The organism is Pedobacter jeongneungensis (assembly GCF_000633455.1).
GTDB lineage: Bacteria > Bacteroidota > Bacteroidia > Sphingobacteriales > Sphingobacteriaceae > Pedobacter > Pedobacter jeongneungensis_A.
The window spans coordinates 260,876-284,745 of the sequence record NZ_AYMG01000023.1 but is presented as its reverse complement, the minus strand read 5'-3'; the positions used below and the strand labels follow the sequence as shown (position 1 = coordinate 284,745).

The following is a 23,870-nucleotide window of genomic DNA, read 5'->3' as shown; positions in this document are numbered from 1 at the left end:
ATTGATAAAAATGAAAACTAAAATAAAATATATTCTTGCATTGGTGATTGGTTCGCAATTACTGAATTCATGCAAAAAAGATTTAGATGTAAATTTTCAGGAACGTGTCCTGGTTGATAATTATTATAAAACCCCTGCCGATGCCCTTGCTGCATTAATATCGGTTTACGACAGGTTTGGTTATCAGGACGGAGGTTTATATGATAAAGTAGCCATTATGGATGTTGCCGGCGATGATCAGCTTGCTGGTGGTGGTAGTGCTACTGATATCAATGCCCTTCAGGTGATTTCCAACTATACTTTAACCCCCGCAATTGGGCCACAAACTTATCTTTGGAATAAAGGTTATGCTGGTATTTACCGTGCAAATATTCTGCTTTCAAGAATCGATGCAATATCAATGGATGCTACACTTAAAGCACGTTACACGTCTGAGGCGAAAACGTTAAGGGCATTATTCTATTTTGATTTGGTAAGGTTCTTTAAGAACATTCCGCTGCTTACGGCAGAAGTTCCTGTGAGTGAAATGTATAATGTAACCCAGGTACCTCAGGAAGATGTTTATGCTTTTATAGAAAAAGAACTGGTTGCTGCAATTCCGGGGCTGCCAAATACAGTTCCTGCCGCTACAGAAGGTGGCCGTTTAACCAAAGGAGCTGCCCAGGCTTTATTGGGTAAAGTTTATATGTGGGAGAAAAAATACCAGCTGGCTGCAGATCAGTTTGCCATAGTAAACGGACCGACTCCAGGACAGGCCAATCCTACTTATGGCTATAAACTATTGCCAAACTTTGCCGATTTATGGAAAGTACCTAATAAATTTAACAGTGAATCTATTTTAGAAATCGTACACACTGGTGCATCTTTAGGGAACTGGAATGATGCGGGTGCAACTGAGGGGAATTTATTAAACATCATCACCGGACCAAGGGGATATAATCCAAATGCGGCCGCCCCTGATTATTACTCAGGTTATAGCTTCCTGGTGTTTACCAAAGCGTTTTTTGATTTTATTCATTTCGATCCACGAAACGGTGCAACTGTTGCCAATTTAGATAGTTTGGAGAAGAATTACATCATCGGAAACTACGATGGCAACGGACCTGCAGGTTCGGGTAATAAAAGACCGGGTTATACACCAGGTTATAACAATACTGGTTATTTCCTTGGTAAATTTATTGCCAGACAATCAAACAAAACAACAATTGGAACCAATTTCGATTTAAACTTCTCGCAGGATATTTATGAAATCCGTTTAGCTGATACTTATTTGTTAGAAGCGGAATCAATCATGAATGCAACCCCAGGCGCTGTTGGTACAGGAAGCAGGGCCTATCAACTGTTAAACGCAGTTAGGGCAAGGGTAGGTTTAAATCCGGTAGCTGTAACACAGGATAACATTGAGAAAGAAAGACGTTTAGAACTTGCCGGCGAAGGTCATCGCTGGCTTGATCTGATCAGATGGGGTAAAGCGGCCACTGTTTTGGCATCAAAAGGCTTTGTTGCAGGTAAAAATGAAATTTTTCCAATTCCGATCAACGAGTTAAACAATACCAAACTTCTTCAAAGTAAAGAGTGGGGTGGAACGAAATAAATGCTAATCATCTATAACGCTTAACGTTTAATTGTTAACAGGGAGAAAGTTAAACCTTTCTTCCTGTTTTTTTAATCTGAACTATATTTTTACCTATGCCATCTATAAAAAGCTTTCAACTTTTAGCTGCCTGCATCCTTACTTGTTCATCACTTTCGGCCATTGCACAAAACCAGGCAGACGTTTGGTTAACCAGGGCCGATCGGTCCGTTTTATTTGCCAAACAAGCCACAGGCTTGAGTTTTTCGAATGCAAAAAACAATTATCCAACCATTATGGTCAATGAAAAGGAAACTTTTCAAAGTATTGACGGGTTTGGTTATGCCTTAACCGGTGGCAGTGCACAGCATATTGTTAAAATGTCGGCACCGGCCAGAACAGCCTTGTTAAAAGAGTTGTTTGCTACCGATGGAAATAACATTGGTGTAAGCTATATCCGCTTGAGCATTGGTGCATCTGATTTAAACGAAAAAGTATTTTCTTACAATGATCTTCCCGAAGGTGAAACCGATTTAACACAGGCAAAATTCGATTTAGGCCCCGATAAAATGGACGTCATTCCGGTAATGAAGGAAATCCTTGCGATAAACCCAAAATTGAAAATTATGGGTTCGCCATGGTCTCCTCCCTTATGGATGAAAACCACTTATGATGCCCGTGGAGGCATGTTAAAGCCCGAATATTATGATGTTTATGCTAAATATTTAGTCCGTTACGTACAGGAGATGCAAAAAGAGGGCATTCCGATTGATGCCATTACCATTCAGAATGAACCCTTGCACCCGGGCAATAACCCAAGCTTGTTAATGGTTGCACCAGATCAGGCATTTTTTGTCAAGAAATTTCTCGGCCCTGCATTTGCAAAGGCCAATATCAAAACCAAAATTATCATATACGATCATAATGCCGACAGGCCTGATTATCCGATTACCATTTTAGATGATCCCGAAGCCAAAAAATATATCGATGGATCTGCTTTTCACCTCTACGGCGGTAAAATTGAGGCCTTAAGCGATGTGCATAATGCCCATCCCGATAAGAACATTTACTTTTCCGAGCAAATGGTGGTCGAACAGCCAAACTCCGCTGGCATCAACATTGTAAACCCGGTAAGGCGTTTAATTATCGGCGCTACACGTAACTGGAGTAAAAATGTATTGGAGTGGAATTTAGCAGCCGATCCTGAAAACAAGCCTTATACCGATAGGGGAGGTTGTTCCATGTGCCAGGGTGCAGTAACCATCGATAAAGACAATTACAGCAGAAACCTGGCCTATTATGCTATTGCGCATGCTTCTAAATTTGTGCGCCCCGGTTCGCTACGTATCGCTACAAACGATTTAGCCGATCTGCCGAATGTTGCTTTTAAAACACCCGAAGGGAAACATGTTTTAATTGTTGCTAACAGCGGCAAAAATACTTCCGAATTTAACATCAGCTTGAATGGTAAAACACTTGTTGCTACACTCGATAAAGGATCTGTAGCCACTTATATTTGGTAATCATCTAAAACCTAACCTTATTTTTTATGAATTTTACAAAATCAATTTTATATACATTTCTGCTTGGCACCATTTCATTTACAGGTTTTAGTCAGGGTTTTTTAAAGGCAGATGGTAAAAAAATAGTGAATGAAAAGGACGAAAATGTGTTGCTCCGTGGCATTGGCTTAGGTGGCTGGATGCTTCAGGAAGGTTACATGCTAAAAATCAATAAAGAATCGCAGCAGTACAGGATCCGCGAACGGATAGAAGAATTGATGGGACCGAAACAGACCCAGGAGTTTTACGATGCCTGGCTGGCCAATCATACCCGCAAAATAGATGTCGATTCGATGAAACGCTGGGGCTTCAACTCCATCCGTTTGCCCATGCATTACAATTTATATACCCTGCCAGTTGATAAAGAGCCGGTTGCAGGACAGAATACCTGGCTGGTGAAAGGTTTCGCTTTAACTGATAGCCTTTTGGCCTGGTGTAAAGCCAATAAAATGTACCTGATTTTAGATTTACATGCGGCACCTGGCGGACAGGGAAATGATGTAAACATTGCCGACCGCGATCCATCAAAACCGTATTTATGGGATAGCGAAGCCAATCAGCAAAAAACCATTGCACTTTGGAAAAAATTGGCCGAACGTTATAAAAATGAACCTCATATTGGTGCTTACGACATCTTAAACGAACCGAATTATGGTTTCGAAAACCCAACAGAAGATAAAAACGGAACAAAAGAAAAAACGAATGCCCCACTGAGAAAATTGATGGTAGAAATTACCAAGGCCATCCGCGAAGTTGACCAAAAACACATCATCATCATCGAAGGTAACGGTTGGGGCAATAATTATAACGGTATTTTTCCACTTTGGGATAAAAATATGGTATTGAGTTACCATAAATACTGGAATTATAACGATCAGAACTCAATTGCACACATTATAAAAGCCCGCGATGAGCAAAATGTTCCTGTCTGGCTGGGCGAAACAGGAGAAAACTCTAATGGATGGTTTACTGATGCCATCAACCTGTTGGAAAAGAATAATATTGGCTGGTCATGGTGGCCTTTAAAGAAAATTGGTTCCAATAATCCGATGGAAATTAAATCGAATCCCAATTACGATGCGCTGGTGAGGTACATGAACAATGGCGGCAATAAACCGAAAGATAGCAATGTATATAGTGGTTTAATGGAACTGGCCATCTATTCGAAACTGGAGAACACCATTATCCACCGCGATGTAATCGATGCGATGATCCGTCAGCCTTTTAGCAATGAAACTAAACCTTTTAAGGCTAATTTAATTAAAGATAAAAGCATTATTTATGCGGTAGATTACGACCTGGGTAAAAATGGTTTTGCCTATTTCGATACGGATACGGCCGATTATCATGTTTCAACCGGAAAAAGGTCGGCTGGAAACAGAGGCAGGATTTACCGCAATGATGGGGTAGATATCACGAGAGACTCGATCCATTATGAAAAGTATTATGTAAACCACATCGAAAATGGCGAATGGTTGCAATACACGGTAAATGTTGCGCAAAAAGGAGTTTATACCTTAAAAATTAATGCCGCGGCAGATCATGCTGCTGGTAGCATAACAGTTTTAGTTGATGATAAAGAAGTGGCAAAAGCTGTTGCTGTCCCGAATACGGGCGATGCAAAGAAGTTCGCTCCATTTGAAATCAAAAACATTGCTTTAAAGGCAGGTAAGCAAAAAATTAAAGTATTGGCAACAACAGGAGGTTATAATTTTAGCTATATTCAGTTCGTAAAATAAAACTAACCAAAACATCATCTTGAAAGGTATAAAACGTATCCTCTTAATTTTAGGGTCGATGACTGTGGTCATCATTATCCTTTCAAGATGCATGAATGCTGCTGATCAATTGCCAAAAGATATCAGGGGTGAAGCTTATACCGGAGCGGCTACCTGTATAAAATGCCACAAAGATTTATCCCAATCTTATGCGCACAGTCCACATGGTTTAACCTCTAAACCTGTGGTAGATGCAGCTTTGTTAAAAGTTTTTGCAACTGATTCGAACAGCTTTTTATTTGACGCACATCAAAAGGTCGTAATCGAAAAGAGAGACAGCGGTATCTTTCAGGTGGCTTACCAGGATGGAAAAGCCGTGCGTACCCAAAAGTTTGATATCCAGTTCGGTTCAGGTGAAAAAGCTTATACTTACGCTTACTGGCAGGGAAAAAAACTTTATGAACTGCCTTTATCATATTTTTCAGGTATCCGGAACTGGGCCATTAGTCCGGGTTTCCCACGTGACAGATTTTATTACGACAGGGGCATAACCAGTCGCTGTCTCGAATGCCATGGTTCTTATGTAGAAAAAAAGCTGACCCAAAAATCGGCTTTTGTAATGGATGAGGAAATGGAAAAAGGTTCGTTAATTTATGGAATAGATTGCGAGCGCTGCCATGGGCCGGGTAAACAACATGTGGTATTTCATATGGAAAACCCTAAAGAAAAAACAGCAAAATTCATCGCGATTTATAAAACACTTTCGCGCAAGCAAAAGATGGACGCTTGCAGCGTATGTCACTCTGGCAATACCCTGGTTACGCAAAAATCGGTATTTGGTTTTAAACCCGGCGATAATTTAGATGATTACTATCAACAGGATTTTGTAGGTTTTGGTGGAGGAACCCCTGATGTACACGGCAACCAGGCGACCATGTTGATGGGTAGCAACTGCTACCGCAAAAGCGAAACCATGACGTGCCAATCGTGCCACAACACACACGAAAATATAAAAGGCAACCTAACCATTTATTCGCAGCGGTGTGTGAGCTGTCATCAAACTACAAAACACAGCAAGGCTACTTTGGCAAAAGGATTGCTCACCACCAATTGTATCGATTGCCATATGCCTAAAGAACCTTCAAAACTAATCACTTTTCAGCAAGCTGGTAAAAATGATTTGAGCGCTTACCTGTTGCGTTCACACCATATTGGCATTTATCCCGTTAATAAGTAGTAAAAACCAAACTTACATTAAGAAATTAATGATTTTCCATTAAAAGGACATGGATTTCGTACATTTGGTTTCCATCTTAAAATTAGATAGTAGCCGATATGCCCATAAAACACTACTTAGCTTTATTCCTCCTTCTTTTTTCCAGTACAGTTCTTTTTGCTCAGAATAAATTTACCCTTAGTGGTACCATCCGGGATGCGGGCACAGGCGAAACGCTGATTGGCGCCACTGTAAAGATTTCTGGCACCCCTACTGTTGCAACACTGACCAATAATTATGGCTACTTCGCCCTAACACAACCCGAAGGAACCTATACGGTAACAGTGAGTTATACGGGTTATGCTTCAATAATTAAAACGATCAATTTAACCAAAGATACCAAGTTAAATGAAGAACTAAAGAGTGCAAACGACTTGGCAGAAGTAACAGTAAGTGCAAATAACCGTAAAAATGAAAACGTTAAAAGTGCACAAATGGGGCTCGAGAAGATCGATATGAAGCTGCTTAATTCCATTCCTGTGTTACTGGGCGAAAAAGATATTTTAAAAACCATCCAGTTATTGCCGGGCGTAAAATCGGGCGGTGAAGGAAATACCGGTTTTTATGTGCGTGGCGGTGCTGCCGATCAGAACCTGATTATTCTGGATGAAGCCGTGGTGTACAATTCATCACACTTACTTGGCTTTTTCTCTACATTTAACGCTGATGCCATTAAAGATGTAAGCTTGTATAAAGGTGGTATGCCGGCACAATATGGTGGTCGATTATCTTCTGTTTTAGATGTTAAAATGGATGATGGCAACAATAAAGAATTTAAATTTCAGGGCGGGATCGGGCTGATCGCTTCACGTTTAAAAGCCGAAGGACCAATTGTAAAGGATAAGGGCTCTTTTATGGTGAGTTTCCGCAGAACCTATATCGATCTGTTTTTACGCTCTTCGCCAGATTCGTCGGTAAATGGCAGTACGCTGAATTTTTATGACATTAACGCAAAGGCAAATTACAAGATCAACGATAGAAATACCATTTACATTTCAGGCTATTTCGGTAAAGATAATATTGGTGTGAAGGATCTGTTTGAGAACAACTGGGGAAATGTAACCACGACCATCCGTTTAAACCATATTTTTAGCGACCGTTTGTTTTCGAATACCTCGTTAATTTATAACAACTATAATTATACGGTACGTTTGTTAAATGATGCCACAAATTTTAAGGCCACTTCGTTGGTCCGCGATTTTAACTTTAAAGAAGATTTTCAGTATTTCAGCAATAAACATACCCTTAGGTTCGGGTTAAATGCGACACAACACCGCATTTCTCCTATTGATATTGATAGCGATGAAGCATCGCAGGTAAATTCGCTCACACAGGAAAGGCGCTACGGCATTGAATCTGCAGCTTATATTTCTGACGAATGGGCGGTTAACGACCATTTAAACTTTTTATATGGTGTGCGTTTGGCTGCTTTCTCTTTAATGGGGCCGGGCAATTTTAGTACTTATGATGCCAATGGAGATATTGTTTCAACTGCAAATGTAGCCAAAGGGAAATTTTATAAAAACTATTTGAACCTAGAGCCGCGTTTTTCGGTAAGCTATCTATTTAACGAACAAAACTCAATAAAAGCGTCCTACAACCGCAATACACAAAATGTACACATTTTAACCAACGCCACTTCCAGCTCGCCTACCGATCAGTATGTGTTGAGTAGCAATAACATTAAGCCCGAAATTGCCGATCAGGTAGCTTTAGGTTATTTTAAAAATATCGAAGATAATAATTACGAACTTTCGGGAGAGATTTATTACAAATGGTTGCAAAACCAGATCGATTATAAAAATGCGGCAGAACTGCTGGCCAATTCGAATGTAGAATCTGAATTATTATATGGTGTAGGCCGTGCTTATGGAATGGAACTGTTTTTCAAAAAGAAATTTGGTAAACTGAACGGTTGGGTGGGTTATACCTTATCGCGCACAGAGCGTAAATTTACCGAGCTGAATAATGGAAAGTATTTCCCTGCAAGACAAGACCGTACACATGATGTTTCGGTAGTGGGCATTTACAACATGACCAAGCGCTGGACATTCTCTTCGAGTTTTATTTATAGCACGGGTAATGCGGTAACTTATCCGGCAGGTAAATATAGCATCGGCGGACAAATGGCTTATTACTATACCCAAAGAAATGCCGGCCGTATGCCTTATAACATGCGTTTAGATGTAAGCGCTACTTTAGAAGGAAAACCTGGAAGGAAATACCAATCGAGCTGGAATTTTGGGATTTATAATTTACTGGCCCGGAAAAATCCCTACTCAATCGAGTTTATTACCGATCCGAACGACCCGACTAAAACGGCTGCGCAGCAAACTTCCCTGTTTGGCCTTATTCCATCAGTTACCTGGAACTTTAAATTTTAAAACAATGAAAAAACTGATTATATACCTTTCGCTGTTCACTTTTTGTTTTACCGGTTGCAAGAAAATTATTACTATTGATACCGAGAACGCCGATCCTCAAATTGTTATTGAAGGAAAAATAAATGATCAATTGATCGATCAGCAGATTAAGATCAGCAAAACCATCGGTTATACCGAAGCCAATGTTTTTCCAAAAGTTTCGGGAGCAAGCGTAACTGTAACCGATAATAAGGGAAATACTTATATTTTTAAAGAAGGTACAACACCAGGAACCTATATTAATAAAATGAAAGGCGTGCCGGGTGTTATTTATAGTTTAAACGTTACTGCCGAAGGACAAACCTATACAGCCAGTTCTAAAATGCCCAATGTGGTTAAAATGGATTCGATCGGCGTAATTAAAAACTTTTTCTTTGGCAGAGAGCGTAAAACTGCCGCTGTATTTTTAAAAGATCCGGCCAATGAAACCAATTTTTATCACTTTAATTTATACGTAAACGATGTATTATCAGAACGTTTTTATGTAAATAACGATCGGTTAACGAATGGCAACGACCTTAGGCTTCAGTTGTTTTTTAAACCTCCTACCAACGATCATGACAGCGACGAATTAAACGCTAACGATAAGATTAGAATAGAAATGGAGTGCATTGATTCGAATATTTTCGATTATTGGTATGCTTTAAGTCAGCAATCTAACCGCGGGCCAAACCAGGGTACTACACCTGCTAATCCAACTTCCAATATTTCCAATCAAGCCCTGGGCTATTTTAGTGCAAATACTTATGAGATGCTATCAGCAACTGTAAAATAATGCTTTACAGGTCAATTTGTATTATCCAAAACACCTTAAAAGGTTTACTGTTAAATAAAGCATGAAAGTATTTATAAGTGGCAACATTGCTCCGGTTGGATTAAAAGAACTGGAAGAAAACAACATTTCGGTTACCCAATGGAAAGAAAACCAGCAGATTACACCTGAAGAACTGATTAAGGCCTGCCAGGATCAGGATGCTTTTATTAGTGTTGGTCCGAATAAAATTAATGCTGAATTTTTGAAAGCCTGTAATCATTTAAAGGTTATTGCGCTACACTCAGTAGGTTATGATAATGTTGATGTAGCTGCAGCAAAAGCATTAAATGTTCCAATCGGGAATACACCCGGTGTGTTAAGTGGTGCAACAGCCGATACCGCTTTTTTATTGATGCTTGCTGTTTCAAGAAAGGCCTTCTACTCGCATAAGAAAATTATTAAAGGCGAATGGAAAAACTATGAGCCTACACCCGAACTGGGTATTGAGGTGACTGGCAAAACCCTTGGTATTTTCGGTCTTGGGAAGATTGGCTTAGAGATGGCCAAAAAATGCATTGGAGCCTACAACATGGCTGTAATTTACCATAACCGCTCGCGTAACGAAGAGGCTGAGAAAGCAATAGGTGCCAAATATGTATCTTTTGAAGAACTTTTGGCACAAAGTGATGTGCTTTCTGTCCATACCGCACTTACGCCAGAAACCAAAGATAAATTTACGCTTGAGGTGTTTAAACAAATGAAATCAAACTCGATTTTCATTAACACGGCCAGAGGGGGCATTCACAATGAAAAAGACCTGATTAAAGCTTTAGAAGAAAAAATAATCTGGGGAGCAGGTTTAGATGTTACCAATCCCGAACCCATGGATAAGGAGAATCCTTTACTTTCGATGGAAAACGTTGCTGTTCTGCCGCATATTGGCTCAGCAACTGAAGAAACCCGTGCAGCCATGGCGCAGATTATCGTAAAGAATATTTTGGCGGGCTTAAAAGGAGAGAAGCTACCATTTGAAGTGAAGTAAGATGGGAGATGGCGAGAATACAAGTTATCTAGTTGGTTAAAGGTTCATAGTATGATATTGACCATAAACTATCAAACTATGAACCATCAACCTTTAAATTCCTTTCCCTTATTTTACGAGATATTTCAACACCGATCTTCCTAAATTTCCGTTTGCATCAATACCTTCTATAATTACTTTGTACTGGCCTTTGCCATCTGCGTTGTAATATTCGAAGGAGGCATTTCCTGTGGCATCAGTTACTACTTTAGGGTTCCAGTAAATGGTTGTTCTTAAATCGTTGCGGTTCATGCTTGCAGGCACATCGTATTTTGGCGAATAGAACTGTTTTTCTTTATTATAACCCTGTGGCGAGAATGTTAGCTCGTAATATTTAGGCAGCATATCCATTAACTGCGCTTTCGAAATTTTGGTGCCTTTTGGTGCTTTTTTCTGGTTAAATACGATTACCCCGTTTACATTGTTAGCTCGGTTTACCAAACCTAACTCGTCTCTTAAAAATACCTCAACCGATTCAATCTGATTGGCATCAAGCGTATTGATCTGATTTACATCAACGTTCATTCCATTGATGAAAATACCCATCGGGATTTTTTTACCCTGGTTGTAATCTCTGCTTACATAGAAATTGTTATCTACAAAAGTAACACCAGCCAGCATACCCTGTAAACAGTTGATTAATAAACCACAGCCTTTTAAACGATCGCCACTGATTTCGTGGTCGGCCATCTGACTAAGTCCGGTTAGTGCCGGGTAATCTTTATGGCTTACTTTTGGAACTACGGCAGCTTTAATGGTTACATCTTTTAAAGTATGTAAATAAGCATATTGTCTTTTGCTATTATCCAGATAACTCGTTAAGGCACTATCGATATTTAAAACCTCTTCTGCTGCACTAAAGTTTCTGGTTAACGAAGGAACCGGAGCACCGTTTAAGCTTAAGGTCATGTTTTTATAGTTTACGTTGTATTTAGCCGAAACGGTTACTTTTGATGAATCGTTAAATACCAGGTTCGAAAATTTGAAATTTCCAACCGGGTCGGTAGTGCCTTCCAAATTGAAACGTTTATCAGGAATACTCAATAATAAAGCACCTTTCCTCACCGGAATACCATTATTTTGACGTAATATCCCAGAGATTTCGATGCCTTGTTCTGGTAAGAAATCTATTTTAGGCAGTTTATTAGCAATAATATCGGTGTATTTAAAGCTGCGGTACCCCTGGGTAAGCAATAACACATCTAAATCAGCATTTTTCTTCGCGTCTGGCGCATTAAAGTAATAGTTTGCCTTTTCGATATAACCTTTAACGTCGCTGCTCAATAACAGGCCTGTTAAAATGGTACTGGTTGCATCTTCGCTCGATGGAACTTTTGTTTCATCAACAACGGCAACAGAAAAACTCCCCTCTATTGGAGCGCCATCTTTTTTAGCGGCCACATTTATTTTTACTTTTTTCTTAACTCCATAGGCCGGGGCAGCGGTGGTTAAAGCCACCACCATAGTGTTTTTTTGCTGAACAAAAACCAATCTTTCACTTAAGGGTTTACCAAACTCGTTAAATAGGGTAAACTGGGCAATTCCGTTAGGGAATTTAGATTTAAGCACAGTGGTATTATACTCCTTATTTGATAACGCGGTTTGTGCACCATAACAGATTACGCCTTTGCTCTGGGCAATTAAATAAAGCTTTTTGCCCTGGTTTTGCTCAAAAAAGGCATCATTGGCCGAGATTTTTATCGCTACCTGATCAGCATTGCTGTTATCGATGCTGATGGTTACGCCATTTGGGCTAACTGCAGGTAAATTATAATTCTGGGTAGTGCCATCGGCATAAGTAACTGCAGCTTTGTAGGTTTTTCCGGTTTCGGCAGCTAAATTGAAACTGCCCATGCCCAAATGTTGAGCGGTAAAAGTGGCTACCGTTTTACCATCGTTATCGGTAACAGTTCCTTTAGAGCTGATGCCTAAACCATCGCTTTTAATGGCCTTGAAGGCTACTTTGTTCGTTAAACCGGCAATTAAGTTTCCACCTTCAGGAAAAAACTGGAAATCTTTACTCAGAATGGCATTTTTTAGCGAAAATGTATTACTGGCTAAGTCTTTATCAGTGGTATTGATACTCGTAATCAGCTGCCCTTTTTGCAACTGATATTCTGCCTTTTGGGCATTGCTCATGGCGATGGTTAAATAACCATTGGCATCGGTTGTGCCTCTGCCTTTGGCAATTACAGTATAACTCGTAACTACCTGCCAGCTTACATTTTTATTGGCGTAGGGCTTATTGTTGGCATCTTTAAATTGTACCCTTGCATCAATTTTTTCCAACTTATCAGTAGAGGTGTTTTTATAGGTAATGTGGGTTTTTACTTCTTTATCTATCGCTTCGCCCACATAAAAAGTTTTGTTAAAATAGGCAGGATCTTCGTTATTGAGCATCCATAGGGTATAAGCCCTGATGTGGTAGTTGCCCTGTTTATAATTCACCTGATCTAAAGGGAAATTGCCATAAGCAAAGCCACCTGCAATCGGTAATTTTATGGTTTGAATGAGTGAATCATTCTGATTGATTACATCTACATAAATGATTTTACTGATCCCTGATAAAAAATTCTGGTTTTCGGTAACGTAGGCCTTAAACCAAACGGTATCGGCAACGGCATAATAAGGTTTATCAAAATGAAGATAAATTTTTTCGCTTGGGTAATCACTTAAAACCTTATTGGTTTTAGTAATGATGGTATTTATACTTACGGTATCGGTTTGGGCCGACGAAGAGAAACTGAACGCTGATAAAAGTAAAAGTATAATAAACGGTAATCTAAAAATCTTCATGGATTGGTTATTAAATGCTAAGCCCGTAAATATATCCAATTATAAAGAGAGCGCCTAAATTGTAAAGAGGTTTAACATTTTTTTACAAAAGATTATTGGTTCATTGATCATTAGTTCATTCATTCATTGGGGGAACTGCCAACTGAGAATTGAAAACTGGTTAATTGTTTAAATCGGTTAATTGACTCCAAAGCTAGCCAAAACCGTCATTGCGAGAAGGCTTTTTCAGCCGACAGCCTGCCCCGACTTTCGGGGAAGGAATCTTTCTAATTGAGTTAAATTGATATGTAAAGATTGCTTCACGCCAACCCACTGGCGGTGCTTCAGTTCGCAATGACGGATTTTTGTTATGGGATACTCGATATGATGAACCCTATAAACAAAACAAGCCGCTAAAAAAGCGGCCCGTTTTAAATATAATGGTGTTTGCCTGTTATTTAAATTCGATCAAAAATTCCTCTTTAGGTGATCGTACCTTTTTAAGGTTTACCAACCAATCGCCGGCTTCGTCCCTGTTTCCTAGTGGTAATAAAGTAACACTTTTTAAGCCTTTTTTATCTAAACCTAAAAGTTCATCTAATGCCGGACCGTTAAAGCCTTCCATTGGCGTAGCATCAACTTTTAACAAAGCCGCTTCTGCAATGGCAATACCGAAACCAATATAAGCCTGACGGGCAGCATGGTTAAAGTTTTCTTCAGCAGTTCTCGATAAGATCATGCCTTTTAATTGTGTTTTGTAGGCATCCGTTGCATCTAGTGGTAAGCCGCGCTCAGTATTCATTCTGTTAAAAACAGCATCAATTCCTTCTTCTGTGTAATTTTCATTTGCTGCGAAAATCAATAGGTGAGAAGAATCAATTACCTGCGATTGATTAAAAGCAATCGGTGCAATTTTTTCTTTTAATTCCTGGTTGGTTACCACAATTACTTTAAAAGGTTGTAAACCTGATGAAGTTGGTGCTAAGTGTGCAGCAGCAATGATTTTATCAACCTTTTCTTGTTCAACGGGTTGACCGTTCATTTTCTTAACGGCATAACGCCAGTTTAGGGCATCTATTAAACTCATATCTTTTGATGATTTTTTTAAATTTTACATGGCAAATATGCAGATAAGCCCTAAGTGTAATGTTGATGTATGGTAAGAAAATAAAATAGCTAGTAATTCAGTCGTCATTTTCCATTTCCATGGTTTGTGTCTCTACGAACCATAAGAATATTCTATAGGTAGATGCTTCACCGACTGAAATAGAATTTAGAACGACGAATGATGAAAGAAATCTATTAAGATTAGGAAATGATCGGTTTGTGGTTCTTGGCAGCTTACAGCCCCGCTTTCGCTTATAGTCCTCGCTGCGCTGCGGGCTATTCCGCTTAATCGGGTTTATGAACAAGGGTTCTGCACTCTGTAAACCAAAAAATGGAATGCGGTTTTGGCCCTTTAGCCCCGGTTGAAGCAGTACTCTGAAGTTTCAGAACAGCGACGAGGTAAGAGGAAGCAATTCTTAGCCGTTGACTTCAGTCAACGGGAATATTAAAATCTTTTAAGAAATTAAGGCACAAACCTCAAATCACTCCGTACAGGAAAATGATCGGATAATTTGGCCTGGGTAATTTTGTAGTTTAGCACCTCTAGTTCTTTAGAAGTAGCAATATAATCGATCTGGAAATTGGGGAATTTACCATTATAGGTTTTGCCAAAACCATTTCCTTTTTTTATAAAACTGTTGTTCAAACCAGCCGTAATCTGGGTAACCACGTAAGATGCTGGGGTATCGTTAAAATCGCCTGCAATAAGGTAGGGTGTTTTACAGGCGGTCATTTCCTTTTTCATAATATCTACCTGACCGCTCCGTTTCAAAAAAGCATTTTTCAGCATGCTTAAGATCCTTTTGGATGGTTTTAGCTGCGTATTCATTTCTTTTACCTTATCCAGATACTCGTAATCCTGTTTTTCAAAAGAAATAGACTGGAAATGCACATTATAAACCCTTAGTGTTTTTCCTTTAATGTTTAAATCAGCATAAATGCTCATGTTGCCCGCAAGCCCTTCCATAAAAGGGATCTTACCTGAATTTTTAATGGGGAATTTAGAAAATATAGCCAAACCAGTGGCTTCGTAGTCATTCTTATTGGTTGGAACGAAGTAGTAATATTTGGTGTTCAGCAATGCTTTTAAACTATCAACAGTATCAAATGCCCCTTTATAACGTGTAAAAAATTCCTGAAAACAGATAATATCCGGATTTTGGTCTTTTACCACCTGAAGCATTTTTTCCTTTACCGATTCGGTATTGTCTTCGCCGTAAAGTTTAAAACTATGTACATTGTAGGTCATCATCCTGATGCTATTGTCGGTTCTTTCAACCGGACCTTCATCACCACCAACAGCAAAGGTTGCCTTTAACGTTTTACCTCCGATGGCAATAACCAGAACGGTTGTAATTGCGAAAACCCATTTTTTGCTTAAAAACCACCAGATCAGGAAAATAATATTGCCAAATAAAACAAAGGGATAGGCAAGGCCAAAAAAAGCAATCAGCGCATGTTTACGTGGATCCATATTTCCGGCAAGCACGCCCAAAAGCAAGGCTATGGCCAGCGCAACTGCAATGGGCAGGAGGAGTTTATCCAGAAAACTATACTTCTTCTTTTTTGTAGCCATTAATCTTTACTTGCCTTAAACAGTTTTTCTTTTTCTACCGCACTTAATTTGTCGTATCCTGAAGTAGATATTTTATCTAAAATGGCATCAATTTCCTGTTGAGAAACACCACCTTTAAACTCTGGCTTTTTTACCGGTTTTTCGTTGCGTACTACTTTTAGTTTTGGTTTGCGCTCAAAAAGCTTGCTCCAGTCGTTTCCGCTTTGCAAGCGTTTAATAAAAACAAAGCCTAACAAGGCACCACCGATATGGGCTAAGCTCCCGCCAGCATTTACCGAACCGATGGCTAGAAAATCGAGAACAAAATAAACAATGGCGATCCATTTAATTTTAACTTCCCCAAAAATGAACAACATAATGGTATAATTAGGAACCAACGTTGCCGCAGCAAAAATGATGGCCATTACCGCAGCAGAGGCGCCAACAATAGTTACACCAGCTAATCCACCTGCATATACCGGGAATATATTCAATACAGCTACTGCAAATAAACCACCAAATAATCCACCAGCCAGATACACAAAATGGAACTGTTTGCTTTTTAAGAAATTCATGAATATACTGCCAAACCAATACAGACCAAGCATATTGAACAGGATATGAAGAATCCCATCATGAATAAACATGTAGGTAAATACCGTGTAAAAACGTTCTGGTAATTTAGAAATGCTTGCGGGTAAACCTACATACTCCCTAACCAACGGACTGATCAAATCTCCTTTGCCACTTAGCCAGCTAAATACACCAATAACAGCGATAATCAGAAACAACAGCACATTAATCCCAATGTAAAAGAATACTGGGTTGCCAGATTGAAAAACCTTGTATTTTAAATCTTTGAAAGTATTATTCATAGAGTGTATAAAATGTATCGTTTTTATCTTTCCATAATTTAACGAGTATAAAGCCAATTAAAGCACCACCCAGGTGAGCATAATGTGCAACAGAATCACCCTCAAACTGTGCTACACCCAAAGATAACTCCAGAAGGATATAAATAGGTATAATGTATTTTGCTTTTACCGGAATAGGGATAAACATGATTAATAATTCTGCATTTGGATACAACATACCAAAAGCAACCAATAAGCCAAAAATGGCTCCTGATGCGCCTAACATTCCACCAAAATAAATGCTGCGCAGGGTTACCGCCTGTGCCATTGAAAGTTGTTTAGTATTAAACTCTCCCTGTAATAATGCCGCTAAATTTACCTTGCCGTTATTGGTAATACTACCTATAATCTGATGTACTTCATAAGCCTGTACAGCCCATTGCAGCGCAAGCGCACCTAAGCCTGTAATAAAATAAAAAATAATAAATTTTTTGGCTCCCCACCTTGATTCTAATAAGCTTCCGAAAGAGTATAATGCAAACATATTGAAAAAGATATGGGCTATACCACCATGCATAAACATATAGCTTATGGGCTGCCATATTTCGAATTTTGGCGAATCAAAATAATACACTGCCAGGATATCATCGAGATGAAGCCTGGTTAATAAATAAGTAGCTGCGAAAAATAAAATGTTAATAATCAGTAGGTTTTTTACTACTGGTGGAATATGTATGTTGTTCATTTAATTTTAAAAGGGGTTAATTGTTTAAACTGGTTAATCGGTTAATTGAAAATTGTTCATTGGGTTAACTGGTTAATTGTTTAAATCGGTTAATCGGCCATAACTCCCATCTCCAAACTCCCATCTCCGGCATTCTGACCTCCGTCTTTCGACTAAAGACTCCTGACTTAGGACTCCAAACTGTTAACTCTTCTCAAACTTCTTATCCAGTTCCGCTAAAGTAATGGTTTGGATAACCGGTTTTCCGCTCACGCTAAAGTTAGGGGTTTTGCAGGCAAAAAGTTCATCAATCAGCGTATTCATTTCTTCCTGACCAAGGCTTGTACCTGCTTTAATGGCACTGTTCTTGGCTAAACTTCTGGCTAAGCTGTCGCGTTTGCTCAGTTTTAATTCCTGCTGCGAGTTCTTAAAGCCCTCAATCAATTGTTCAAACAACTGTGTTTCGTTAATATTACTGCTCCCTAAATCAACAGGAACACCTTCTACTACCAACGTATTTTTTCCAAATTCGCGTACATCAAAGCCCAAACTTTTTATATCGTCCAGTAAACTTTTAGCCAGTTCGAAATCGTTGGCATTAAGCGTAATGGTTTGGGGAAATAAACTTTGCTGCGACGCACCTTTGCGGTCATCCAGATGTACGAGAAAACGTTCGTAAAGGATCCGCTCGTGTGCCATTTGTTGATCGATTACCATCAATCCCGATTTAATCTGAGAAACAATATACCTGTTGTGCAATTGCATGTACTGCTTTTGCTTTGTTTCTAAAATCGTTTCGTCCTCGTAAATCGAAGTCTGCTCTACAACAGGTTGTTCAGTGATATCGTAAAGCGAACCCCAGTTTTTTGCACTTGGTTTTGCATCATAATTTCTTGGCGATGAAGCGTAGCCCGATACCGAACTTTTATCGCTTGCGAAAGGATTAAAATCAGGATTGAAATTAATACTTGGTGGTACAATATCTTCAACCGCTTTTTGCGTAATCATATTGCTAAAGCCTGTTTCCTGATCAAAATCTAAGGTTGGCGCAATATTATAACGACCAATGGAACGTTTTACCGCCGATTTCATGATCGCATAAATGGATTTTTCGTCCAGATATTTAATCTCGGTTTTGGTTGGATGTACGTTTACATCAATTTTCGAAGGATCAATCTCAATAAACAGCACATAAAGCGGGTAACTATCATCAGGTAATAACTCCTCAAAAGCAGAACTTACTGCATGGTTTAAATAAGGATCTTTAATGAAACGATTATTTACAAAAAAGAACTGCTCGCCCCTGGTTTTCTTGGCAAAAGCAGGCTTACCGATGTAACCTTTAAGGTTGATGATGGTTGTTTCCTCTTCAACCGGAACCAAACGCTCATTATAATTATTGCCAAAAAGATGGACAATCCGTTGTTTTAAATTGCCTTTAGGTAGGTTAAATATTTCAACACCATCGTGGTGAAGGCTAAAAAATACACCCGGATGCGCCAGGGCCACCCGTTGAAATTCATCCAGAATATGGCGCATTTCTACCGGATTGCTTTTAAGGAAATTCCTTCTGGCAGGGGTGTTGAAAAATAGATTTTTAATCGAAATCTGTGTTCCTGGCGATGTGGCTACAGGTTCCTGGTTAATTACTTGCGCCCCTTCGATAGAAATACAGGTGCCAATTTCATCCTCGTGCCTGCGTGTTTTCATTTCTACCTGCGCAATTGCCGCGATAGAAGCCATGGCCTCGCCACGGAAACCCATGGTACGGATGGCAAACAGATCTTCCGCCTTTTTCACCTTTGAGGTGGCATGGCGTTCGAAACACATCCTGGCATCCGTAACGCTCATCCCACAGCCATTATCAACAATCTGAATCAGTGCCTTACCGGCATCTTTTACCACCAGTTGGATTTTATCTGCGCCGGCATCTATCGAATTTTCGAGCAATTCTTTCACTGCAGAGGCAGGTCGTTGTACAACTTCTCCGGCAGCAATCTGATTGGCAACAGCATCAGGCAATAAGTGAATAATATCAGTCATGTATTAAGGCAAAGTGAATTCGCTAAATTATGCAAAATAAGCTTAATGAACCCGATTTGTTTAAAACTCAACATGTAAATGACTGTAGGTAAATAGAATTAATTGCTTAGCAGACAGTTTTGCATAAATTGTCATCCTGAGCGGAGTCGGAGGATCTGTGCAAGGAATAATTGATTTCCAACGCTTCCATTTCTTAATTTTTTTTGAAAAGCAGGGTTCTGCACCAATCGGTTCCGGTAGTCCTGCTGTACACTGTACCTTTTTGGCTACCCTTCGACTCCGCTATCATTGACGTTATTTTGTAATTGTTTATTAATGAGCAATTTATGGAGCTATGCATTTCCCGTCCAGCTAGGCCAAAGCACCACATCTCCGTTCTACTTAAATCCGGCCTAACAAATTTTTCGGGCTCTACTGACCCTGCCAGCCTACTGGCTTTGAAAGAAAAATTTTCAGCCGGCATTTTTTGTTTCTTTTTGATGCCAAAAAGAAAGAGCCCTTCGGCGGCGGCGAGCCGAGGCAAGAATGTGCAGTGGGCAGAAAATAATCAATTGAATACGCCATTTATATCGATTTTTATGAAATAAATTATCCCTCAGGGTGACAGCCAAAAAGGTGCCGTTCCCATCAGGTTTATTTTACATGGGGCTGTGGTTCTGAACGTAAAGGGTTTTTCGCTAGTTTATCAGCATTTATTCAACTCAAGATATATTCTCCGTGTTTTCTGTGTCTCCGTGGCAAAAAAATAATTGTCGCAAGTTTTTAGTGGGACGCGAAGATTAGAACTCAACAGGTCTGTGAGGACACAGACCTTGGTATAGTATAAAAAAATCCGTGTTTATCGGTGTACATCTGTGGCAAAAAAACTAATTGTCACTAGTATTAGCGGCAACGCCAAAACCAGGGGCACAAATCCTTTCTGTAAAGCTGAATTTACAAAAGCAAATGCTTTCAATTTTCTATCTTTATCGATATGAAATCCATTCTATACAGCCTTTTTCTGGCTTTACTGTTTACTTCCTGCACCAAAAAAGAAGCAGTTGATGTAATTGTTTATAACGCCAAAGTATATACCGTTAACAGTAAGTTTGATACGGTTGAGGCTTTCGCAGTGAAGAATGGTAAAATCCTGGCGTTGGGTAAAAGTGACGATATCAAAGGGAAATATACTTCTAAACAAGAAATCAACGCAGAGGGCAAAGCCGTTTATCCAGGTTTTATAGATGCTCATGCTCATTTTTACGGTTATGGGCAAAGTTTGCAAACGGCTGATTTAAGGGAAACAAAATCCTGGGATGAAGTGCTTGCCCGTTTAACTGCTTTTGCCAAAACCCATCCCGATGGTTGGCTAATTGGTAATGGTTGGGATCAAAACGATTGGGCTGATAAAGGTTTTCCCACCAACGAAAAACTGACGGCACTTTTTCCCGAGCGCCCTGTATTTCTGAACCGTATTGATGGTCACGCCGCCATTGCCAACCAAAAAGCATTAGATGATGCTGGCATTAAAGGCGAACAAAAATTGGTGGGAGGCGATATGCTGAGCCAAAATGGGAAACTGACCGGGGTTTTAATCGATAATGCGGTAGCCCTGGTTGAACGTAAAATTCCTTCACCAGATGCCAAATTAGCCGAAAAAATATTTATAGATGCACAGAAAAATTGCTTCGCCGCTGGGTTGACTACCATTGACGATTGCGGCTTAAGTTATTTGGCTGTAGAGTTTATCGAAAAACTGCAGAAAGAGAAAAAGCTTAAAATGAGACTATACGTCATGCTTTCTGATGAGCCTGATAATTATAAATATCTTTTTAGTCGTGGGCCAATTAAAACCGACCGCTTAAATGTAAGGGCGTTTAAAGTGTATGCTGATGGTGCTTTAGGCTCTCGTGGTGCCTGTTTAACCCATCCTTACAGCGATATGCCAAATAAAAGCGGTTTTCTGCTAAGCGATCAAAAGCATTTTGAAGAAGTGGCTAAAAAAATTGCTGCCAACCATTTCCAGATGTGTACCCATGCCATTGGCGATTCGGCCAACCGTGTAATCCTGAATATTTACAATAAAATTTTAAAAGGTAAAAATGATCAGCGCTGGCGTATCGAACATGCGCAGGTGGTTAACGCTAAAGATTTTGATCTGTTCGGCAAAGCCAGTATTATTCCTTCCGTTCAACCCACACATGCTACTTCTGATATGTATTGGGCCGGGCAGCGTTTAGGTGCCGAAAGGTTAAAAAGTGCTTATGCCTACAAACAATTGTTAAAGCAAAATGGTTGGATTCCGTTGGGTACCGATTTCCCGGTCGAAAACATTAATCCATTATTAACGTTTTATGCAGCAACAGTGAGAGAAGATGCAAAAGGCTTTCCGAAAGGGGGCTTTCAGATGGAAAATGCCTTAACACCCGAAGAAGCCCTGCGCGGAATGACCATTTGGGCCGCCAAAGCCAATTTTGAAGAAGAGGAGAAAGGAAGTTTGGAGAAAGGCAAATTAGCCGATTTTGTTATCCTCGATCATGATATTTTAAAATCAACACCACAGAACATATTAAAAACCAAAGTCTTAAAAACCTATTTGAACGGAGAAAAAGTATATGAAGCGAAATAGATTGTATATCCTGGCTGCGGCGAGTTTTTTTAATGTTTTATGCTTAATGGCCTGCGCGCAGGAGCATACCACAAATGAGAAAAAACTTTCCATTGCCAATGCCATTTCAAACACAACCGTATTATTAAATAACCAGGATGCTATTATTCCGCTAAAATCGCTTGAAAATAAAAATATCGCTTCTGTTAGCCTGAGTTTTGCATACAGCAATGTGTTCGATAGTTTGGCAAATAAGTATGATAAAATCACCTCGTTTTCTGCAGATTCTTATAAAGACAGTGTAAACCTGAACGATCTCGAAGACGATCTTAAATATTTCAACACCATTTTAATTAGTATTGACGACCAGAACGTAGGCAAAGCTAAATATATCAACTTTATCAACAGCATCAGTAAGAATAAACAGGTAATCATTTCCTTTTTTGGTAACGGGCCAGGTTTAAAATCATTCGATCAGTTGCAATCGCCGATTATATGGACAGCACAGAACAATGCCGATGCCGCTGCGATTGTTCCACAATATATTTTTGGAGGTATTGCCGCTTCCAATAAGTTAACTACTGCTTATTCTGCCCGTTATACCATGGGTTCAGGCTTTACTACAACCGCTACCCGCTTAAAATATACTGTACCCGAAGATGCGGGTTTGAACTCCAACAACCTAAAAGAAATTGATGCCATTGCTGCAGAAGCAATCAGTCAGAAAGCCACCCCTGGTTTGGTGGTGCTGGTGGCTAAAGATGGTAAAGTAATCTTTAATAAAGCTTATGGTACGCATACTTACGATACCAATGTGCCTGATAAAGTAACCGATATTTTCGATCTGGCCTCAGTAACCAAAGTAACCGCAACCACTCCTGCAGTAATGCGTTTAGTTGAAGAAGGAAAACTAAAGCTGGATACAAACATTGGCGCTTACATCCCTAAAGCACGCACTACGCCGATGAATAATATTCAGGTGCGCGAGGTGATGTTGCACCAGGCGGGTTTTATTCCTTATATCCCTTTTCATGATTATGTGAAAACCGGCGATTACAGTAGAGATTCATCTGCTGCCTTCCCAACCAAAGTGGCCGATAACTATTACATCAAAAAAGGCTTTTTTAAAGATTTTATGTGGCCTAAGATGCTCAATTCGCCCATTAAAACACGGGGTAAATATGTGTACAGCGACATCAGCATGTATGTAATGAAAGATATTGTAGAGCACATTAGCGAAGAACCGCTCAATCAGTACACTTATGAAAATTTTTATAAACCACTGGGGATGCAAACTGCAGGTTTTCTGCCACGTAACCGCTTTAAGCCAGAGCAGATTATCCCGACAGAAGATGATAAGTATTTCAGAAAAACCTTGCTTGTAGGTTATGTGCACGATCAGGGCGCAGCTTTGGCAGGCGGAGTTTCAGGGCATGCTGGTTTATTCGCCAGTGCCAACGATCTGGCCATTATTTATCAGATGTTGTTGAACCGTGGTACTTATGGTGGAGTGGAGTATTTCAAAAACTCAACGGTTGATATGTTTACTTCAAAACAATCGAATGTAAGCCGCAGGGGTTTAGGTTTCGATCGCTGGGATCCGGATAGCACCAAACATTATCCTTCTGATTTAGCTTCACCACAAACTTATGGCCATACCGGTTACACCGGAACCTGTGTTTGGGTAGATCCATCACGCGGCTTGGTTTATGTGTTTCTGTCGAACCGGGTTAATCCTACCGTTACCGACAAACTTTCTAACCTGAAAATCAGAGGTAGAATACAGGATGTGGTAAACAAAGCAATCGACGAATCGAAGAAATAGAATGATCTACAAT

The 23,870-nt window shown here is 39.7% G+C and carries 15 protein-coding genes; 9 read left to right on the top strand and 6 right to left on the bottom strand.

What is annotated here, in order from left to right; all coding sequences use genetic code 11:
• The first annotated feature begins 10 nt into the window (after positions 1 to 10).
• From U859_RS0121090 to U859_RS0121060, 7 genes are all read left to right on the top strand, one after another.
• Positions 11 to 1,594 carry a RagB/SusD family nutrient uptake outer membrane protein gene (locus U859_RS0121090; protein ID WP_025145284.1) on the top strand — a complete coding sequence of 528 codons (1,584 nt, stop codon included), beginning with the start codon at positions 11 to 13 and terminating at the stop codon, positions 1,592 to 1,594.
• Between the two features lie 95 nt (positions 1,595 to 1,689).
• Positions 1,690 to 3,096 (top strand): glycoside hydrolase family 30 protein, encoded by a 1,407-nt coding sequence (locus U859_RS0121085; RefSeq protein ID WP_025145283.1) that lies wholly within the window; start codon positions 1,690 to 1,692, stop codon positions 3,094 to 3,096.
• 26 nt (positions 3,097 to 3,122) lie between these two features.
• Entirely contained in the window at positions 3,123 to 4,874 is a 1,752-nt protein-coding gene (locus tag U859_RS0121080; protein ID WP_025145282.1) for a cellulase family glycosylhydrolase, read from the top strand.
• A 19-nt stretch (positions 4,875 to 4,893) separates the two neighbouring features.
• Positions 4,894 to 6,090 (top strand): multiheme c-type cytochrome, encoded by a 1,197-nt coding sequence (locus U859_RS0121075; protein WP_162800008.1) that lies wholly within the window; start codon positions 4,894 to 4,896, stop codon positions 6,088 to 6,090.
• Between the two features lie 98 nt (positions 6,091 to 6,188).
• Positions 6,189 to 8,513, top strand: coding sequence for a TonB-dependent receptor (locus U859_RS0121070; protein WP_025145280.1), 2,325 nt, complete (start codon positions 6,189 to 6,191; stop codon positions 8,511 to 8,513).
• A gap of 4 nt (positions 8,514 to 8,517) precedes the next feature.
• Complete coding sequence (locus tag U859_RS0121065) at positions 8,518 to 9,327, top strand: DUF4249 domain-containing protein (protein WP_025145279.1); 810 nt, start codon at positions 8,518 to 8,520, stop codon at positions 9,325 to 9,327.
• Positions 9,328 to 9,388: 61 nt separating this feature from the next.
• Positions 9,389 to 10,348: a 2-hydroxyacid dehydrogenase gene (locus U859_RS0121060; protein WP_025145278.1), complete on the top strand. Its 960-nt coding sequence runs from the start codon at positions 9,389 to 9,391 to the stop codon at positions 10,346 to 10,348.
• Between the two features lie 108 nt (positions 10,349 to 10,456).
• Here U859_RS0121060 and U859_RS0121055 read toward each other — a convergent pair whose 3' ends face one another.
• The 6 genes from U859_RS0121055 to mutL form a co-directional block, all read right to left on the bottom strand.
• Positions 10,457 to 13,183: a hypothetical protein gene (locus tag U859_RS0121055; protein ID WP_025145277.1), complete on the bottom strand. Its 2,727-nt coding sequence runs from the start codon at positions 13,181 to 13,183 to the stop codon at positions 10,457 to 10,459.
• A gap of 433 nt (positions 13,184 to 13,616) precedes the next feature.
• Positions 13,617 to 14,249 (bottom strand): nitroreductase family protein, encoded by a 633-nt coding sequence (locus U859_RS0121050; RefSeq protein WP_025145276.1) that lies wholly within the window; start codon positions 14,247 to 14,249, stop codon positions 13,617 to 13,619.
• 483 nt (positions 14,250 to 14,732) lie between these two features.
• Complete coding sequence (locus U859_RS0121045) at positions 14,733 to 15,845, bottom strand: endonuclease/exonuclease/phosphatase family protein (protein WP_025145275.1); 1,113 nt, start codon at positions 15,843 to 15,845, stop codon at positions 14,733 to 14,735.
• On the bottom strand, positions 15,845 to 16,699 hold the full coding sequence (locus U859_RS0121040; RefSeq protein WP_025145274.1) for a rhomboid family protein: 855 nt from the start codon (positions 16,697 to 16,699) through the stop codon (positions 15,845 to 15,847). The genes U859_RS0121045 and U859_RS0121040 overlap by 1 nt, the downstream gene beginning before the upstream one ends.
• Positions 16,692 to 17,423, bottom strand: a complete 732-nt coding sequence (locus U859_RS0121035) for a rhomboid family intramembrane serine protease (RefSeq protein ID WP_025145273.1) — start codon at positions 17,421 to 17,423, stop codon at positions 16,692 to 16,694. Before U859_RS0121035 ends, U859_RS0121040 begins: the two co-directional genes overlap by 8 nt.
• A gap of 183 nt (positions 17,424 to 17,606) precedes the next feature.
• Positions 17,607 to 19,445 (bottom strand): DNA mismatch repair endonuclease MutL, encoded by a 1,839-nt coding sequence (gene mutL / locus U859_RS0121030; RefSeq protein WP_025145272.1) that lies wholly within the window; start codon positions 19,443 to 19,445, stop codon positions 17,607 to 17,609.
• Between the two features lie 973 nt (positions 19,446 to 20,418).
• On the opposite strand from mutL, the gene U859_RS0121020 reads away from it, so the two are divergent.
• Together U859_RS0121020 and U859_RS0121015 are read left to right on the top strand one after the other, a co-directional pair.
• On the top strand, positions 20,419 to 22,053 hold the full coding sequence (locus U859_RS0121020; protein WP_025145270.1) for an amidohydrolase: 1,635 nt from the start codon (positions 20,419 to 20,421) through the stop codon (positions 22,051 to 22,053).
• Positions 22,040 to 23,857, top strand: coding sequence for a serine hydrolase domain-containing protein (locus U859_RS0121015; protein WP_025145269.1), 1,818 nt, complete (start codon positions 22,040 to 22,042; stop codon positions 23,855 to 23,857). Before U859_RS0121020 ends, U859_RS0121015 begins: the two co-directional genes overlap by 14 nt.
• Positions 23,858 to 23,870 lie beyond the last annotated feature (13 nt).

Coding starts and splice junctions, on each gene's coding strand:
- U859_RS0121090 (WP_025145284.1), top strand. CDS start 11: ATGAAAACTAAAATAAAATATATTCTTGCATTGGTGATTGGTTCGCAA.
- U859_RS0121085 (WP_025145283.1), top strand. CDS start 1,690: ATGCCATCTATAAAAAGCTTTCAACTTTTAGCTGCCTGCATCCTTACT.
- U859_RS0121080 (WP_025145282.1), top strand. CDS start 3,123: ATGAATTTTACAAAATCAATTTTATATACATTTCTGCTTGGCACCATT.
- U859_RS0121070 (WP_025145280.1), top strand. CDS start 6,189: ATGCCCATAAAACACTACTTAGCTTTATTCCTCCTTCTTTTTTCCAGT.
- U859_RS0121065 (WP_025145279.1), top strand. CDS start 8,518: ATGAAAAAACTGATTATATACCTTTCGCTGTTCACTTTTTGTTTTACC.
- U859_RS0121060 (WP_025145278.1), top strand. CDS start 9,389: ATGAAAGTATTTATAAGTGGCAACATTGCTCCGGTTGGATTAAAAGAA.
- U859_RS0121055 (WP_025145277.1), bottom strand. CDS start 13,183: ATGAAGATTTTTAGATTACCGTTTATTATACTTTTACTTTTATCAGCG.
- U859_RS0121050 (WP_025145276.1), bottom strand. CDS start 14,249: ATGAGTTTAATAGATGCCCTAAACTGGCGTTATGCCGTTAAGAAAATG.
- U859_RS0121045 (WP_025145275.1), bottom strand. CDS start 15,845: ATGGCTACAAAAAAGAAGAAGTATAGTTTTCTGGATAAACTCCTCCTG.
- U859_RS0121040 (WP_025145274.1), bottom strand. CDS start 16,699: ATGAATAATACTTTCAAAGATTTAAAATACAAGGTTTTTCAATCTGGC.
- U859_RS0121035 (WP_025145273.1), bottom strand. CDS start 17,423: ATGAACAACATACATATTCCACCAGTAGTAAAAAACCTACTGATTATT.
- mutL (WP_025145272.1), bottom strand. CDS start 19,445: ATGACTGATATTATTCACTTATTGCCTGATGCTGTTGCCAATCAGATT.
- U859_RS0121020 (WP_025145270.1), top strand. CDS start 20,419: ATGAAATCCATTCTATACAGCCTTTTTCTGGCTTTACTGTTTACTTCC.
- U859_RS0121015 (WP_025145269.1), top strand. CDS start 22,040: ATGAAGCGAAATAGATTGTATATCCTGGCTGCGGCGAGTTTTTTTAAT.